13 protein-coding genes are annotated in these 17,020 nt (G+C 64.3%); 8 read left to right on the top strand and 5 right to left on the bottom strand.

Annotated features, from left to right (window positions below; all coding sequences use genetic code 11):
• The first annotated feature begins 93 nt into the window (after positions 1–93).
• Positions 94–993, top strand: a complete 900-nt coding sequence (locus FVF58_RS10000) for a LysR family transcriptional regulator (protein ID WP_149669741.1) — start codon at positions 94–96, stop codon at positions 991–993.
• A 115-nt stretch (positions 994–1,108) separates the two neighbouring features.
• On the opposite strand, the gene FVF58_RS09995 is transcribed toward FVF58_RS10000, so the two are convergent.
• Complete coding sequence (locus tag FVF58_RS09995; protein WP_149669740.1) at positions 1,109–2,290, bottom strand: porin; 1,182 nt, start codon at positions 2,288–2,290, stop codon at positions 1,109–1,111.
• Between the two features lie 298 nt (positions 2,291–2,588).
• Here FVF58_RS09995 and FVF58_RS09990 point away from each other — a divergent pair, with 298 nt between their 5' ends.
• A complete protein-coding gene (locus FVF58_RS09990; protein WP_149669857.1) occupies positions 2,589–3,395 on the top strand; it encodes a MetQ/NlpA family ABC transporter substrate-binding protein in 807 nt (268 codons plus the stop codon).
• A 170-nt stretch (positions 3,396–3,565) separates the two neighbouring features.
• On the opposite strand, the gene FVF58_RS09985 is transcribed toward FVF58_RS09990, so the two are convergent.
• The 3 genes from FVF58_RS09985 to FVF58_RS09975 all read right to left on the bottom strand — a co-directional run bounded on the left by FVF58_RS09985 (position 3,566) and on the right by FVF58_RS09975 (position 6,439).
• Entirely contained in the window at positions 3,566–4,681 is a 1,116-nt protein-coding gene (locus FVF58_RS09985) for a succinylglutamate desuccinylase/aspartoacylase family protein (protein WP_149669739.1), read from the bottom strand.
• Positions 4,682–5,000: 319 nt separating this feature from the next.
• A complete protein-coding gene (locus tag FVF58_RS09980; protein ID WP_149669738.1) occupies positions 5,001–5,783 on the bottom strand; it encodes an ABC transporter substrate-binding protein in 783 nt (260 codons plus the stop codon).
• A 413-nt stretch (positions 5,784–6,196) separates the two neighbouring features.
• Positions 6,197–6,439, bottom strand: a complete 243-nt coding sequence (locus tag FVF58_RS09975) for a hypothetical protein (RefSeq protein ID WP_149669737.1) — start codon at positions 6,437–6,439, stop codon at positions 6,197–6,199.
• Positions 6,440–7,073: 634 nt separating this feature from the next.
• Here FVF58_RS09975 and FVF58_RS09970 point away from each other — a divergent pair.
• Positions 7,074–8,102: an extracellular solute-binding protein gene (locus FVF58_RS09970; RefSeq protein ID WP_425468945.1), complete on the top strand. Its 1,029-nt coding sequence runs from the start codon at positions 7,074–7,076 to the stop codon at positions 8,100–8,102.
• Positions 8,102–9,922 (top strand): diguanylate cyclase domain-containing protein, encoded by a 1,821-nt coding sequence (locus FVF58_RS09965; RefSeq protein WP_149669735.1) that lies wholly within the window; start codon positions 8,102–8,104, stop codon positions 9,920–9,922. Before FVF58_RS09970 ends, FVF58_RS09965 begins: the two co-directional genes overlap by 1 nt.
• Positions 9,923–10,011: 89 nt before the next feature.
• On the opposite strand, the gene FVF58_RS09960 is transcribed toward FVF58_RS09965, so the two are convergent.
• A complete protein-coding gene (locus tag FVF58_RS09960) occupies positions 10,012–11,511 on the bottom strand; it encodes a mannitol dehydrogenase family protein (RefSeq protein ID WP_149669734.1) in 1,500 nt (499 codons plus the stop codon).
• A 258-nt stretch (positions 11,512–11,769) separates the two neighbouring features.
• Between FVF58_RS09960 and manD the strand changes: the two genes are divergently transcribed.
• The 4 genes from manD (at position 11,770) to FVF58_RS09940 (ending at position 16,917) form a co-directional block, all read left to right on the top strand.
• Positions 11,770–12,978, top strand: a complete 1,209-nt coding sequence (gene manD / locus FVF58_RS09955; protein WP_149669733.1) for a D-mannonate dehydratase ManD — start codon at positions 11,770–11,772, stop codon at positions 12,976–12,978.
• A 54-nt stretch (positions 12,979–13,032) separates the two neighbouring features.
• Positions 13,033–14,433, top strand: coding sequence for an MFS transporter (locus FVF58_RS09950; protein WP_246217001.1), 1,401 nt, complete (start codon positions 13,033–13,035; stop codon positions 14,431–14,433).
• A gap of 31 nt (positions 14,434–14,464) precedes the next feature.
• Positions 14,465–15,511 (top strand): L-idonate 5-dehydrogenase, encoded by a 1,047-nt coding sequence (locus FVF58_RS09945; protein ID WP_149669731.1) that lies wholly within the window; start codon positions 14,465–14,467, stop codon positions 15,509–15,511.
• A 113-nt stretch (positions 15,512–15,624) separates the two neighbouring features.
• Positions 15,625–16,917 (top strand): MFS transporter, encoded by a 1,293-nt coding sequence (locus tag FVF58_RS09940; protein WP_149669730.1) that lies wholly within the window; start codon positions 15,625–15,627, stop codon positions 16,915–16,917.
• Positions 16,918–17,020 lie beyond the last annotated feature (103 nt).

Here is a 17,020-nt window from a genome sequence, read left to right as displayed (position 1 = left end):
GCCAGCTTGCCCGGCCCGCCACGCAGCGGGAAAAACGCGCCAACCCGCTGCCTCTATAATGGCTGGCCGCTATCCCCTCACTGTCGACCAACAATGCTTGATCTCGGACAAGTGCGTTGCTTCGTCGCCGCCGCGACGGAACTGAATTTCAGACGTGCCGCGGCGCTGCTGAACATGACCCAGCCGCCGTTGAGCAGACAGATTCATTTGCTGGAAGACAGCCTAGGCGTGATGTTGTTCGAACGCGTCGGCCGCACGGTCAAGCTGACGACGGAAGGGCGGGTGTTTCTCGCCGATGCGACGCGTCTGCTGAGTCTGGCCGAGCAGGCCGAAAGCACCGTGCGGCGTGCGAGCAAGGGCAAAACGGGACGCGTGCGGATCGGCTTCACCGGCGCGGCCGGCTATGAGCTGATCCCGCAGTTGCTGGTCGAGGCGTCGCGCGTGTTGCCGGATATCGACGTGGTGCTGCTCGAACTGATCTCGGTTGCGCAGATCGAGGCCTTCGCCGCGAACGCAATCGACCTGGGTTTTCAGCGGCCATTGCCTTCGCGGCAGAAGCTGGAGTCTCTGCTCGTCAATGAAGAGCCGTTGATCGTCGCGTTGCCGAAGGGTCACCCGCTGTGCCGTTACGAGCAGATCGAACTCAGGCAGTTGAACAATCAACCGTTCATCATGCACTCGCCCACGCACGGCAAGTACTTCTACGACCGCATCACGAGCATGACCACCGCCGAGGGTGTGAATCTGAACGTCGCGCAATACATCGATCAGACGCCGACGATTCTCTCTCTCGTGCGCGCTGGACTCGGCCTCGGCATTCTGCCGGCGTCGGCGCAACGATTCCACTACGACAAAGTCGAGTTCCGGTCCATCGCCAACAACACGATTCAGGCGGAGATGTGCATGGTCTGGCGCGCCGATCAGGACAACCCGGCGGTCACCGCGTTCCGGCTGATGGCGGCGGAGTACTTTGCGAAGAAGGCGCAGGGCTGAACGCGCGAGCGTTGACGACGAACCGCATGGTCCAGAAGAAAAACGCCCGGCAGGGCGTTTTCCACAACTTCGACACGGCAAGGAACGCGTGCGCTCCCTGCCGTCCAGGACACGCTTAGAACTTATGACGGATACCGACGCGGAACGCCAGCTGGTTGTCCGCGCCCGTGCCCGACGTGTTGAAGTAGCTCGTGCTCGAACCGATCTGCGCTTGCAGGTTGCCCGACGCAGCGTTGTGGCCCGATGCGATCTGGTAGATACCCAGTGCATACACGTCCGTGCGCTTGCTCAGCGCGTAGTCGGCGCTCAGGTTCACCTGGTTCCAGTGACCCGTGTTCGCGCCGCTCAGGTGCATGTAGGTGTAGCCTGCGCCTGCCGTCACAGCCGGCGTGAACGCGTACTTCGCGCCTGCTTCGTATGCGGCGAACGTCGTCGATTCGCCAGAGATCGGTGCGAGGCGCGTGTTCGTGTACAGGGCCCACAGCGTCGCTGCGCCGATAGCGTAACGGCCGCCAACGCCGACGGTGCGCAGGTCCTGGATCTGGCCGCCGCCGATCGTCGGGAACGTCACGTTAGCCAGCGAAGTCGAGAAGGCCGGGGATGCCTGACCCGGGTAGCGGATGTCCGTGTACGCTACGCCCAGACCGAACGGGCCGTTTGCGTAGTTCGCGCCGAAGCTGTAAGCGCGCGACGATCCTGCAACCGGTGCAGCGGTCGTGCCCGTACCCGGCGTGCCGGCAAAGCCGCCTGCCTGGTTCGAGAAGCCATACATCGCGCCGAAGGTCAGGCCGGCGAAATTCGCGCTGCTGAACTTGACCGAGTTGTTGATACGGCTCGACGTCAGCTGGTCGACGTCGTTGATATGGTAAGCGTAGTTCCCCGCGACGGTCAGGCCGCCGGTCGAGTAGTTGCCGCCCAGGTAGTCCGTCGAAAACGAGTACTGGCGGCCGAACGTCAGCGAGCCGACGTTGTTCTGCGACAGACCCACATACGCTTGACGGCCGAACATCGCGCCGCCCTGGCCCAACGTGCCGTTTCCGCTGTTGAAGCCGTTTTCCAGCACGAACAGCGCCTTCAGGCCGTTGCCCAGATCTTCCGTGCCGCGCAGGCCCCAACGGCTGCCTTGCGCCACGCCGTCGTCGTACTTGAAGAGGTTGTCGTGGCCGGTTGCCGTCTTCGAGTTGTTCACGTAGCTGATACCGGCATCGATCAGGCCGTACAGCGTGACGCTGCTTTGCGCGTGGGCGGCGGTGGCGAAGACGGCGAGGGTAGCGGCGGTCAATACTTTCTTGTTCAAAACATTCTCCGATTAAAAATTAAGCGATCGCGGCGCCGAGCTCTTTGGCCGGTCGTGCGATGGCCCGCAATTTAAGGGAACGCTGAGTACCGTATATGACAGGTTGGGTAATTTTTGAATGTGTCGTGTAAGCGCGACACTCGGGTGGTTTTAAAAGTCGAGCTGCGCAAGGCACCCGGTGCATAAGCTTTTTCCGGATCGCGGATATAAGCGTATGAGAAGCAATTGGTTCTGCCGTGCCGTGCGCGCGTGCGACGATGCGTTCCTCAATTCAATGCAATCGCTCACGGGGTATCGCATGCAACGCCGCACGCTTATTCGGAATCTGCTCGCCATCGTCGCCGTTTCGCTGGGCGCAAGCCTTGCTCACGCGGACGACAAACGCATCACCGTCGGCACGATGAGCGGCCCGGATGCGCAGATCTGGTCGGTCGTCACGAAGGTGGCGGCGCGCGAGGGGCTCGCCGTCAAGGTGATCGAGTTCAACGACTACGTGCAGCCGAACGCGGCGCTCGACGCGGGCGATCTCGACGCAAACGGCTTTCAGCATCAGCCGTTTCTCGACAGCCAGATCAGGCAACGGGGCTACAAGATCGTCAATGTCGGCCTGACCTACGTGTCGCCGATGGGCTTCTACTCAAAGAAATACAAGTCGCTCAAGGATCTGCCGGACGGCGCGAAGGTCGGTATTCAGAACGATCCGTCCAATGGCAATCGCGCGCTCTTGCTGTTGCAGAAGTACGGCGCGATCAAACTGAAGCCGGGCGTCGGCACGAACGGGGTCAACGCGACGCCGCTGGATGTCGTCGAGAATCCGAAGAAGATCAAGCTGGTCGAACTCGATGCCGCGCAATTGCCGCGCGCGCTCGACGACCTCGACGCGGCATCGATCAATACCGACTACGCGGTCAAGGCCGGTTTGCAGCCGACTAAAGACGCGATCGCGATCGAAGACATCAAGGGGCCGTACGCGAATCTGATCGCGGTGCGTGTGCAGGATCGCAATCAGCCATGGGTGAAGAAGCTGGTCGCCGCGTATGAGTCCGACGAGGTGCGCAAGTACATCGATACGCAGTTCAAAGGCGCGATCATTCCGGCGTTTTGAGCGGTGTTTGGCGGGTTTCGCCTCAACCGGCAGTATTTGATCAACGTTCCCGCGTAAACGCAGATCGCCCGCTGAATCAGCGGGCGATCTGGTCTGTTGCTCAAGACTTCAGAGACTGGTGCGGACAGTCGCGGCACATCCGGTCGCGATTCCGGCCGCGCATCGATTCATCAATTGCTCAACAGCGAGCCGCTTCTGAATGCCTTCGCGCCGGCAATCCGCGCGAACTCCACGCCGGCCGTCGCGAAGCGCGTCAGATGCCGCGCGTACAGCACGCCAGCCACGCTGTTTTTCAGCGTGACGACGCGATCCGTCAACGGGTCGACGATATCGGCGATCGGATGGCCGACGTCCACCCACGTGCCGACCTCGCAGCGATACACCAGCACGCCGCTGATCGGCGCGACCAGCGGCTCGGCGCCGGCGAGCGGCGTGGCGGCGAATTCGAGCGGCGGCAGCGGCGCAGCCGTGCCTTCGATCACGCCGCGCGAGGTCAGATATTCGATGATCGCCTGCGCGTCATGCTCGGCGTACTCGTATGACACTTCGCGCTGGCCGCGCAGTTCGACCGTGACGGAGATCGAGCCGTTCGGAATCGGGAAGCGGTCGCCGTAACGGCCGCGCAGATCCGACCAGCAAAAGCTGTGGATTTCGTCGAACGGGTTGCCCACCGAATTGAGCGCCAGCAGCGAGGCCTTGGCGTCGAGATAGCACGCGAGCGGCTCGACTTCCGGCCACAGGTCCGGATTCGTGTACAGGTGCATCGCGGCTTCCCAGTCGCAGTGCAGGTCGAGCACGATGTCGGCGTCGCACGAGAGCTTTTGCAGCGCCAGACGTTGCGATTCGAGTTCGGTCGTGGGCTGTTGCGCGTCGAGCGCTTCGCGCATCGCCGCGCGGATCGCGGTGCGGTTCGCGTCGATGTCGTCGCTCAGACGTGCCTCGATGACCGGCTGCACCAGCGCCGACAGATCGTGGAAGTTGCGGTTGAAATTCTGTGCGGTGTTGGCTTCGAAACGTCCGGTCAGATGGCCGAGAAAGTGCTGGTTCAGGCCGATCGGATTGGCCACCGGCACGATCACGACTTCGCCGCGCAGCTTGCCTGCGGCTTCGAGCGCGGCCAGCTTGCGGCGCAGCGCCCACGACACCAGCATGCCCGGCAACTCGTCGGCGTGCAGCGACGACTGGATGTAGATCTTCTGCCCGCCGCCGGGACCGTAGTGGAAACTCGTCAGGTTGCGGGCGGTGCCGAGCGTCGGGGCAATCAGCGGATGGGTTTGGGTTTGCATGGTTTTCAGAGCCGCGGCCCAATCTGGCATGCCGCGTTATGTCGTTGATTACAGTGGGAAAGCGTGCTGTTCCGGGTGATGCGTCAGGCAGGTAATGCTTGAAGTACTGCATCGAGTGGGGCCGGGCGGGGCGTGTCTCTGGCGGGCCGCCTGGCGGCATCGCGCTCGCACGATCTTAGCCGAAATGTCGCGCGATGTGGCTCGCCGCGGCTCGACGGGGCTCCGCAGGGGGCTGCGGGACCCCGCAAACGAAACGGGCCCCGCAGTGCGGAGCCCGTCTGGCAAGCCGTCAAGCGCGCATGACGCGCGCGAGGCGGGCTTAGCCGCCGTACACGTCGAAGTCGAAGTACTTCTTCTCCAGCTTCTTGTACGTACCGTCCTTGATGATGTCGGCGATCGCCTTGTCGACCTTCACCTTCAGATCCGTGTCTTCCTTGCGCATGCCGATGCCCGCGCCGTTGCCGAGGATCTTCGCATCCACGAGGTCCTTGCCGACGAAGTCGAAGCCCGCGCCGCGCGGCGTCTTCAGGAAGCCGATTTCAGCTTGCACCGCGTCTTGCAGCGCGGCGTCCAGACGGCCCGACAGCAGGTCGGCATAGACCTGGTCCTGGTTCTGATACGGCACGACCTTCGCGCCCTTCGGTTCCCAGTACGTCTTTGCGTAGGTTTCCTGGATCGTGCCCTGTTCGACGCCCACCGACTTGCCCTTGAGCGAGTCGGCCGTCGGCAGGATGCCCGAACCCTTCTTCGCGACGAGGCGCGTCGGCGTGTTGAACAGCTTCGACGAGAACGCGACCTGTTCGGCGCGTTGCGGCGTCATCGACATCGACGACAGCACGCCGTCGAACTTCTTGGCCTTCAGCGCCGGAATCATGCCGTCGAAGTCGTTTTCGACCCACACGCACTTGGCATCCAGGCGCTTGCAGATTTCATTGCCGAGGTCGATATCGAAGCCAACGAGCTTGCCGTCCGAGCCCTTGGACTCAAAAGGGGGGTAGCTGGCATCAACGCCAAAACGGATCGTGGACCAGTCTTTAGCGTGTGCGCCAATCGAGACGGTGGCAAGCAGAGCAACCGTCAAAGCCGCTAGCAGTTTTTTCACTGTTTAACTCCTCGGTGTAGTTCAAATACGCCCGCGTGCGGTTGTGCCGCGGCGGGACGCCCGGCGCGACTCACGACCGGGTTTGGGTTGAAGCCGCCGGCCGGGGCGGCCAGCAGCGCGCGCCAAGCTTATCAGTTCAAAAAAGTTGGGTAGCTAGTGAAACACCGGATGGCGGGCGAGGATGGCTTCTAAACTGCGAACGCATTGCGGATTTCGGCGCGGGCTGCGCGGGGAGTGCCGCGGCCAGGCGCCCGGCGCTGTGTAATAACGTAGTAATGAAGTTGGCTAAGTGTGTCGTCGGGCACGAATTGCGAGGGCCAGAACGACGGGGGCCGTTTGCGCAATTCGTCTGTGTCGCGCCCGGCGCGCCCAGCGCCCAGCGAGTGGCGTGTGGTGCGTCGCGCAAGCCGCTCCTACGCCTTGCCGGGCGCATCTGCGCGCGCTGCGCCGATCGCGCCGCACCAGAGTTCGCCCTTGCCGAGCATTTCGGCGTCGCGCTCGCTCATGTCCACGCAGGCGCCGGGCGAGTCCGACGTGTCGCGCTGGATGCGCGCGAGCGCCGCGCGGTTCATTTCGCTTTGCAGCCAGCCGCCGAAGCACGCTATCGATCCGGCCACCACGGCCACTCCCATCCAGTCGGTTTTGCTCAGGCGCATCGTCTGTTCGTTGTTCGGTCGATCGACAACCCGGGCGGCGCGCCGCACACCAGCTTGCAGCACTGCCGCGCGTGTCGCCGCAGTAGCTGCGCGGACCGTCGTCAGCCGCTGTCGGCGGGTTGGTATAAGCCATGGTTAACGGCAGCGGCGTCGCGCTTCTTTAGATGCGATCGCCGCGCGGTAATTTCCTTCCGGTAAGCGCAATTTGGCGCGGGATATGACGACACCCGGTTTGAATCGGCCAACGCGCGTTTAAAGATTCCGCATGAAATGCCGTTAAATGCGGATGAGCGGTTTTGCCAGATTCGCGGCGATGGCCTGTTTTCCTGGAGCGGTGGGTTCGGAAATAAAAAAGTGCGACCTTTAGCGCTATCATCGGTGCTCTTCGCCTTCGCCATGCTTGCAGCGAACGAGCGGATCAGTCCGGAAAGTCACCGAGCCCACATTCGCCGCTGCCATACCGCGTGTTTGCGCTCGTCCAACGGCCTTCTGCTAAACGGTCTTGTATATGCACATGATGTTGTCGGCGGATGAAATGCGCTGTTTCAGACAGTCCTTTCAGCGGCGACTGGCGGGCGCGTCTCTTTCGGCACTCGCGCGCCTGCCGCGCGGCGGGATGTTTCGCGCCGTATTGATGCTGCTGGTCGGCGCCGTTTTCGGTTTGGGCTTCGGGTCTCCGGCGCAAGCCGAGGCGGGCGAGAAAGTCCTGCGCGTTCTCGCCTGGCCCGGTTACGCGGATGCCGACGTGGTGAAGGCATTCGAGCAGCGCTATCAGGTGAAGGTCGAGGTCACGCTGGTCGATTCCGACGAGGCGCTGTGGGCGCTGATGCATGGCAAGGACGCGCCGTCTTTCGACGTGCTCGCCGCCAACACCGCCGAAATCCGCCGCTATACGCAGGCGAATCTGCTGGCGCCGCTCGATCTGTCCCGCCTGCCGAACACGAAAAAGCAGTTGCCGCGTTTTCAGGCGCTCGACTCGATCGAAGGGCTGACCTCGGCGGGCAAGGTGTACGCGATCCCGTTCACGTATTCGTCGATGGGGCTCATCTACGATCGCAAGCAGATTCCGGTCGCGCCGCGCTCGATGCGCGAGTTGTGGAACCCGCAGTATCGCGGCAAGGTGCTCGACTTCAACAGCGCGCAACACAACTTCTCGTTCACGGCGCTGGCGCTCGGCTATCCGCATCCGTTTCAACTCAGCGCCACGCAAATGCGCACGATCGCCCACAAGCTCGTCGATCTGCGCCGCAACCTGCTGACCTATTACACATTGCCGGAAGAGGCGACCGCGTTCTTCATCCAGCACAAGGTCGCGTTGATGTTCGGCAACTACGGCACCCAGCAGGTCGAGCTGCTGCGCCGCGCGGGCGCGGATGTAGGCTATGTGATTCCCGACGAAGGCGCGCTCGCGTGGCTCGACTGCTGGTCGATCACGCGTTCGGCGAGCGACCGGCCGCTCGCGCTCGCGTGGATCAACTACATGCTCGAACCGGGCGTGAGCGCGTTGCTCACGCAACGCCAGGGACTCGCCAACACGCTGAGCGCGCCCGTGGATAAGAGCGACAGCGCGCACATCGTGTGGATCGGGCCGGTGGAAGACATTCAACGGCGCGAGGAGTTGTGGGCTCGCATCGTGTCCGGCGACCGGTCGGAGCAGTTCTGATGATACGGCCCGCGCTGACCTTCAAGCTATCGGTGCTGCTCGCCTGCATCGGCGTGCTCGCGTCCGGCGCGACCGGCTATTACGCGTACCACGCGAATCGCACGATGCTGGTCAACGAAGCCGAGCACAGCCTGCTGACGTCGACGGAATTGCTGGGGCAGCGCTTTGCCGCGTCGATCGACGATGTGGCCGCCGACGCGCTGGTGCTCGCAACCATGCCGTCGTCGGCAAGCGTCGCGCAAACCGACGACGGCTTCGGCGCGAGTCCTGGGCGCGAGCGGCTGGCGCAGGTGTATTCGAGCTTCATGGTGCATCACCCGGAGTACCTGCAAATCCGCCTGATCACGCGTCAGCACTATGGGCTCGAACTGATCCGCTTCGATCGCGACCGCGATGGGCTGGTGCGCGTCGACGGGCGCAAGCTGCAGGAAAAAGGCCAGTTCGCGTATGTGTTCGATACGCTCGCGTTCACGCCCGGGCGCATCTACACGTCGCCGATTTCGGTCAATCACGAGTACGGCACCCATGCCGCCGAAGGTAAGCCGACGCTGCGCATCGGCACGCCGGTGGCGGATTTCAACGGGAGCGTGGTGGGCGTGGTGGTGATCGATATCGATCTGGCCGGCATGCTCAAGCGCTTGCAGAGCGATCTGCCCAGCGATTATCAGATCTATCTCGCCAACGAATGGGGCGACTTCCTGGTACATCCGGACGCGTCGAAGACCTTCGGCTTCGACCGGGGCCGGCGCGTGTTGATGCAGGACAGCTTCTCCATGACGAAGCCGCTGTTCGAGCAGACCCAAACCCAAAGCGAAGTGCTGGGCAACGGTTTAGCGCACCCGCGGCAAGCGGCCGGCCAGGTGCTCGCATTTGTGCGCAGGCCGTTCGGCGGCTCCGAGGGCAACCGCTTCATCGTGCTGGGTCTCGCCAAGCCGCTCGACGATGTGCTGTCGGGCGCGCATTTGCTGGGCAACCAGATCATCCGCATGGTGCTGATCTTCAGCGGCCTCTCGGTGCTGCTGGCGATTCTGTTCGCGCGCGCGTTGACCAAGCCGCTGCATCTGCTCGCGTATGCGGCGACACATCTGTTCGCCGAACACGCGATGCACACGCTGCCGCTCAAACGCACCGACGAGATCGGCGTGCTGGCGCGCTGCTTCGATCGTTTGCGCCGCGAAATCAAGGCGCAAATGGACGCGCTGCATGCGAAGCAGCGCGAACTCGTGCACCTCGCCACGCATGACGCGCTGACCGGATTGCCGAACCGCATGCTGTTCATGCAGAAGCTCGAAAGCGCGATCGAGGAGGCGGCGCGGCGTGACGAAGGACTTGCCGTGCTGTTCGTCGACCTGGACCGCTTCAAGCAGATCAACGACCAGTTCGGCCACTCGGTCGGCGACAAGGTGCTCGCCGCGGTGGCGCTGCGGCTCAAACAGGTGCTGTGCGCCGGGGATGTGATCGCAAGGCTGGGCGGCGACGAGTTCATCGTGCTGATCGAGGGGCCGCGTGTCGCGGAGGCGGCGCCCGGCATCGCGTCGCGCATCATGGACGCGTTGAACGAAACGCTGCTGATAGAGGGCCATAGCATGACGGTGGGCGCGAGCATCGGCATCAGCCAGTTCCCCGACGACAGCGGCACGGCCGAGGAGTTGCTGCTCAACGCGGACGCGGCGATGTACGCGGCGAAATCCGGCGGACGTTGCGCGTATTTGCGCTACCAGGATGTGCTCGACGCGCGCCGGCGCGAACAGGCCGGGTTTGCGCGCGCCAGAGCGGGCGAAGGCGCGACAGAAGGGCGTGAGGCCGAGCCGACCGCTTGAGCGGCCTGAGGCGCGTCACGCGTCCGGTGCGCTCGACGCGCCGTAGTGCCTGCCGCTTCACACCGCGCCCGTTTCCACCACGCAACGATTCACTGCAACGCGGCAATCGCCCCCCGCGCGCCGTGTTTCCGAAGCAACTCCAGCGCGTGATGAAGCGTCGCCCTGAACTCGGCATGACCGGCGAGCTCCGCCGGAAACACTTCCTGCACCGCCAGTAATGCGTCCATCAACGCCTGGGGTTCCCCGTGCGCGGACGCCGCGAGCGCCGTCAATCTGCCCGCGAACGGATCGCTGATCTCGTAACGCGTGCCGTCGTCCGCGTGGCCGCGCAAGAACGTCATCCATGCCGCGACCGCCAGCGCGAGCCGTCGATAAGGCTGGTCCGCGGCGATGCGCGCTGCGATCGTCGCGAGCAGGCGCGGCGGCAGCTTCTGACTGCCGTCCATCGCGATCTGCGCGCAGCGGTGCTTCAGCGCAGGGTTCGCGTAACGCTCCAGCAATGCGTCGCGGTAGCCGGCCAGATCGAACGACACCGGCATGCGCAGCGTCGGCGCAATTTCTTCGGTCATCATCGCGTGGATCAGATGGCGAAGCGCGGGGTCGCCGATCGCCGCGTCGATGGTGGCGAAACCGCCGAGCATCGACAGATAGGCCAGCGTCGAATGCGTGCCGTTCAGCATGCGCAGCTTGGCCAACTCGAACGGCGTGACGTCGTCGACGAGTTGCGCGCCGGCCGCCTCCCACGCGGGACGTCCCTGCGGAAAACGATCTTCGATGACCCATTGCCGGAACGGCTCGCAAGGCACGGGCGCGGCGTCGCGGTAGCCGAGTTGTTCGGCTGCGGTGGCGCGTTCGGCTTCGGTGGTGGCCGGCACGATGCGGTCGACCATCGTCGATGGGAACGCGACTTCGGCGGCGATCCAGTCGGCCAGCGCGGCATCGAGCCGGCGCGCAAACGAGCAGACCACCTGGCGCAGCGCGGCGCCGTTGTGCGCGAGGTTATCGCAGGACAGCACGGTGAACGGTTTGCCGTTCGCCGCATCGCGGCGCGCGCGCAATGCCGCGACGAGGATGCCGGGCACCGTGCGCGGCGCGAGCGGATGGGCCAGATCGTGTGCGACGGCGGGATCGTCGAGCGCGACCTCGCCGGTTTTCGGATCGCGGCAATAGCCCTTTTCGGTGACGGTCAGCGAGACGATCCGCACGGCCGGGTCCGCGAGGCGCGCGAACAGCGCCGCGTGATCGTGAGGCATTGCCAGCACTTCGCGCAGCGCCCGTAGCACTGTGACCTTCGCGCCATCGGGCCCGCGTTCGACCACGCTGTAGAGACCGTGTTGCTCCATCAGCGCGTCGCGCTTGCTGACATCGCCTTGCAGCGTCACACCGCATATGCCCCAGTCACCGCCGGCGGCGAGCATGGCTTCTTCCGTATACAGCGCCTGATGTGCGCGATGAAAGTTGCCGATGCCCAGATGAACGATACCGATGCGCGGCTCGCGCCAGTGCGGCGACAGCAGATGCGTGGGCAGTGCGGGCAGCGCGTCGCGGGTCAGGCGCGGCAGTGGAGACTGTGGGGCGGCAGAGTTCATGTAACGAAATCCTGTGGCGCGATGGGGCGTAAAAAGGCTTTGAAGCGAGGCGTTCAGCGGGAAAACCCTGATTTGACGATTCGCTATACTTGTATGGTAGCATCGTTCAAACGGCTTGAGACAGTGTGATGCGTCTGATTTTTCGACTCAGTCGCCGTCCTGGGCCAAAGGTTCGAAAGCGCCATGAAAACAGCCAGCCGCATACCGCGCGTCGTTCGCGGTGCACGGCCCGGCAACCGTCTTTGCAAGGAACAAGTCATGAAAATCGTTCGCGCCGACGTGATCGTCACGTGTCCGGGCCGCAATTTCGTCACGCTGAAAATCGTCACCGACGAGGGCGTGCACGGCATCGGCGATGCCACGCTGAACGGCCGCGAACTGGCGGTCGCGTCGTATCTGAAAGACCATGTGTGCCCGCTGCTGATCGGCCGCGATCCCGGCCGTATCGAGGACACCTGGCAGTTCCTCTACAAAGGCGCGTACTGGCGGCGCGGCCCGGTCACGATGACGGCGATCGCCGCGGTGGACATGGCGCTGTGGGACATTCTCGGCAAGGTAACGGGCATGCCGCTCTACAAGCTGCTGGGCGGCGCGTCGCGTGAAGGGGTGATGGTGTACGGGCATGCCACCGGCCGCGACATTCCCGAAGCGCTCGACCGTTACGCCGAACACATCGAGGCCGGCTATCAGGCGATCCGCATTCAATGCGGGGTGCCGAACATGCGCTCGGTCTACGGCGTGTCGAAAGGCAGCGGCATGTACGAGCCGGCCACCAAGGGCGCGGTGGAAGAGCAGAGCTGGTCGTCGGAAAAGTATCTCGACTTCGTGCCGAAGCTGTTCGAAGCGGTGCGCGACAAATTCGGCTTCGACACGCATCTGCTGCATGACGTGCACCACCGTTTGACGCCGATCGAAGCCGCGGGCCTGGGCAAATCGGTCGAGCCGTATCGTCTGTTCTGGATGGAAGATCCCACTCCTGCGGAGAATCAGGCCGGCTTCCGGCTGATTCGCGAGCATACGGTCACGCCGATCGCGGTCGGCGAGGTCTTCAACAGCATCTGGGATTGCAAGCAGTTGATCGAAGAGCAGCTGATCGACTACATCCGCGCGACGCTGACGCACGCGGGCGGCATCACCCATTTGCGGCGCATCGCTGATTTCGCTTCGTTGTACCAGGTGCGCACGGGTTGCCACGGGCCGTCGGACCTGTCGCCGGTCTGCATGGGCGCGGCGCTGCATTTCGACTTGTGGGTGCCGAACTTCGGCGTGCAGGAATACATGGGTTTTCCGGAGGAAGCGCTCGATGTATTCCCGCATGCATGGCGCTTCGACAAAGGCATGATGCATCCCGGCGAAGCGCCGGGCCACGGTGTCGACATCGACGAAGCAGCGGCCGCGCGTTATCCGTACGACCCGGCCTACCTGCCGGTGGCGCGTCTCGAAGACGGCACGCTGTGGAACTGGTGAGCCCGATCCACGCGATCCGTTCGACTCACTAACGAAAAAATCATGGAGACAAGCTTGAACCCAGCCCGCCCACCAGGCGCCGCGCCGGCCAGCACCGCCATGCTGCGCCGGGTGGCCTTCGCCTCGACCATCGGCACCGCGGCCGAGTACTACGATTTCTTCGTCTACGGCACGGCGGCCGTGCTGGTGTTCGGGCAGAAGTTTTTCCCCGCCGCGGACCCGCTGATCGGCACGCTCGCCGCTTTCGCCACCTATGCGGTCGGCTTCCTCGCGCGGCCGCTGGGCGGCATCGTGTTCGGCCATTTCGGCGACCGCGTCGGCCGCAAGAAGGCGTTGATCGTCACGATTTTGATCGTCGGCCTCGGCACGTTCGCGATCGGCTTGCTGCCGGACTATCAGTCGATCGGCATCTGGGCGCCCGTCGCACTGATCGTGATCCGCGTGCTGCAAGGCTTCGGGGTGGGCGGCGAGCAGGCGGGCGCGGTGTTGCTCACCGCGGAATACGCGCCGCCCGTGCGGCGCGGCTTCTTCGCGAGTCTCGTGCAATTGGGCGCGCCCGCCGGCTTTCTGATTCCGTCCGGCCTGTTCGCACTGCTCTCAGCCACGCTGACGCCCGCGCAACTGCTCGACTGGGGCTGGCGCATTCCGTTTCTCGCCAGCGCGCTCTTGGTCGCGCTCGGCCTGTATATCCGCCTGCGCACCGAAGAGTCGCCGATCTTCGCGACCATCCAGCGCACCAAGGCGGTGTCGTCGCGGCCGGTGGTGGAGGTGATGCAGCAGTTCGGCCCGACCATCGTCAAGGGCGTCGGCGCGAAACTGATCGAAGCCTGCACGTTCGCGATGTACACGATGATCGTGCTCGCCTACGGCAAAGCGCACGGGGTCGCGCAAAGCATGCTGCTGCAAACGGTGCTCGTCGCGGTGGCGCTCGAACTCGTGACGATTCCGCTGGCGGGCGCGTTGTCCGACCGCATCGGCCGGCGTCCGACGTTCATCGCGGGTGCTTTGCTGCATGTCGCGCTCGTGGTGCCGTTCTTCCTCGCGATCGACAGCGGCAATCGCGGCGCAGTGCAACTGGTGATGATCCTCGCGATCAGCGTCGGCCACAGCCTTTGCTATGCGCCGCAAGCCGCGCTGTTTCCCGAATTGTTCCCGGCGCGCGTGCGTTGCAGCGGTATCGCGCTGATCTGGCAGATCGGCTCGCTGCTCGGCAGCGGGGTGCTCGGCCTGCTGGCCGTCAAGCTGATTCAGGCGACGCACGGCAGCTCGCTTGCGCTGATCGCCTACGTGGCCGTGCTCGGCATCGTGTCGGCGGTGTCGCTGTTCGCGTTGCCGGAGACTGCGCCGCTGCGCCGCAACGGCGACCTGCACGATTGGGGCGGCGCCGCCGACTTGCAGGACGCGGCGCAAACCTTCGCATCCTCATCCCCGTCTTCTTCTGTCGCGCAGCATTGAGCGCGCGAGCTTTGCCTTACCGGAGTCCATCATGCTGGCAGCAGTGCTTCACGAACCCAAACTGATCCGTATCGACGAAGTCGATCCCCCCGAGCCCGGCCCGGGCCAGGTGCGCGTGCGGGTGCGTGCCGGCGGCATCTGCGGCTCCGACCTTTCGTACTATTTCAAGGGCAGGAGCGGTGACTTCGCAGTGCGCGAGCCCTTCGTGCTCGGCCATGAAGTGGCCGGCGAAATCGATTCGATCGGGGAGGGCGTTGCCGGCGACCTGCATCTCGCGCGTGGGCAGCGCGTCGCGGTCAATCCCGGCCTGGCGTGTGGAACATGCCGCTTTTGCGTCGGCGGCATGCCGAATCATTGCCTGAACATGCGCTTCATGGGCAGCGCGTCGACCTTTCCGCATACGCAGGGGATGTTCCGCCAGTACATCGTGGTGGCGGCGCGTCAATGCGTGCCGGTGCCGGATGGCGTCGACTTCGCGCAGGCATCGATGGCCGAGCCGCTCGCCGTCGCGTTGCATGCGGTGAAGCAGGCCGGTTCGCTGGTAGGCGCGAATGTGCTGCTGGTCGGCTGCGGTCCGATCGGCTGCATTCTGCTGAGCGTCGCGCGCCGCGCGGGCGCGCACCGGGTGGTGGCGCTGGATCTGTCCGACCGGGCGTTGCAGGTCGCGCAGCAACTCGGCGCGGACCAGACCGTGAACGCCGCCGACACCGCGACGATCGAGCAGTGGTCCGCGCAACGCGGCACCTTCGACGTGGTGATCGAAGCATCGGGCAGTCCGGCGGGTCTCGATACGGCGCTGCGTTCGGCACGCGCGGGCGGCACGGTGATCCAGGTGGGCAATCTGCCGGCCGGCCAATCGCCGGTGGCGGCGAACCTGGTGATGGCAAAGGAACTCCGCTATCAGGGCTCGTTCCGCTTCACGACCGAATACGCAATCGCCGCCGATGAAATCGCGTCCGGCAAGCTCGACTTGCGCCCGCTGATGACGCACGCGTTCGCGATGCGCGATGCGAACCGTGCGTTCGAAGTGGCGCTCGACCGTTCGCAGTCGATGAAGGTGCATTTGAACTTCGACTGAGCCGCGCCGCTTTGCGGGGTGTCACATGCTGCACGCGCCGCGTCCTGCGAAGCGAATCAAACTATCAAGCTGGTCCGATCGCCCGCCAAGAGGCGCATCGTAGGAGACACCTGATGATCAAGAGTCAACGCTGGTTCGTCGTCGCGCTGCTGTTTCTGGCTGGCGTTATCAACTATCTGGATCGCGCGGCGCTGTCGATCACCGCGCCGCTGATCCAGAAAGACCTGAACTTTTCGCACGCGCAGATGGGCATCGTGTTCAGCAGCTTTTTCATCGGCTACGCGCTGTTCAATTTCGTCGGCGGTGTACTGTCGGACAAGGTCGGCGCGAAGCGCGTGTTCGGCACCGCGATGGGCGTGTGGTCGGTGTTCTGCGGCGCGACCGCGCTGGCGAGCGGCATCGGTTCGCTCATCGTGCTGCGCGTGTTGTTCGGCATGGGCGAGGGCCCGTTCAGTTCGTCGAACAGCAAGATGGTCAACAACTGGTTTCCGCGCAAGGAAGTGGCGAGCGCGATCGGCGTGATCAGCTCGGGTACACCGCTCGGCGGTGCGCTGGCCGGGCCGGTGGTCGGCTTCATGGCGGTGCAGTTCGGCTGGCGCTGGGCGTTCGTCGCGATCATGCTGTTCGGGCTCGCGTGGCTCGTGTTCTGGTCGGTCACGACGACCGAGCACCCGCACGAGAATGCGCGCGTTGCGCCCGAAGAACTGGAACTGATCCGCGCGGGCCAGGCGGACGAGCACGCGATCTCGCATTCGGCCGATGGCGGCAAGCTCGGCCTGGGCCACTTCCTGCGCAAGCCGATCATTCTCGCAACCGCGTTCGCGTTCTTCTCGTACAACTATGTGCTGTTCTTCTTCCTGTCGTGGTTCCCGACCTATCTGACCGAGGCGCATCACCTGAGCCTGCGCGACATGAGCTTCGCGACGGTGATTCCGTGGGTGCTCGGCAGCATCGGGCTGGCGGCCGGGGGCTTCATCTCCGACCTGATCCTGCGTCTGACCGGCAAGCCGTTACTGTCGCGCAAGATCGTGCTCGGCACCTGTCTCGGCGCGGCGGCGGTGTGCGTCGCGCTGGCCGGCCGCGTGGCCAGCACGCAGGGCGCGGTCGCGCTGATGTCGGTGTCGATCTTCTTCCTGTATGTGACGGGCGCAGTGTATTGGGCCGTGATTCAGGACACCGTGCCGCGCGAACATGTCGGCGGCGTGGGCGGCTTCGTGCATCTGCTGGCGAATCTGGCCGGGGTGATCGGGCCGGCGGTGACCGGCTTCATCGTCGAGGCGACGCATGGTGCGTATGGCAGCGCGTTCGTGCTGGCCGGCGCGATTGCGGTGCTCGGCGCGGTATGTTCGCTGGTGTGGATTCGCGAGCCGCGTGCCAGCACGTTGGCGATGAAGCGTGCATGGTAGTATGGTGCGGCGCATGCCGAGTGCGTGGCAGGGTTGCTTGCCATCGCGGGTGCGCCTGCTACCTCGCGCTCGCTGCGTTCTTTCCGCTACTGATTCGCCGTTA

Origin of the sequence: Paraburkholderia panacisoli, from assembly GCF_008369935.1 — a bacterium.
Lineage (GTDB): Bacteria > Pseudomonadota > Gammaproteobacteria > Burkholderiales > Burkholderiaceae > Paraburkholderia > Paraburkholderia panacisoli.
Note: the sequence above shows the minus strand (reverse complement) of the source record. Positions and strands in the feature narration are given on the sequence as shown.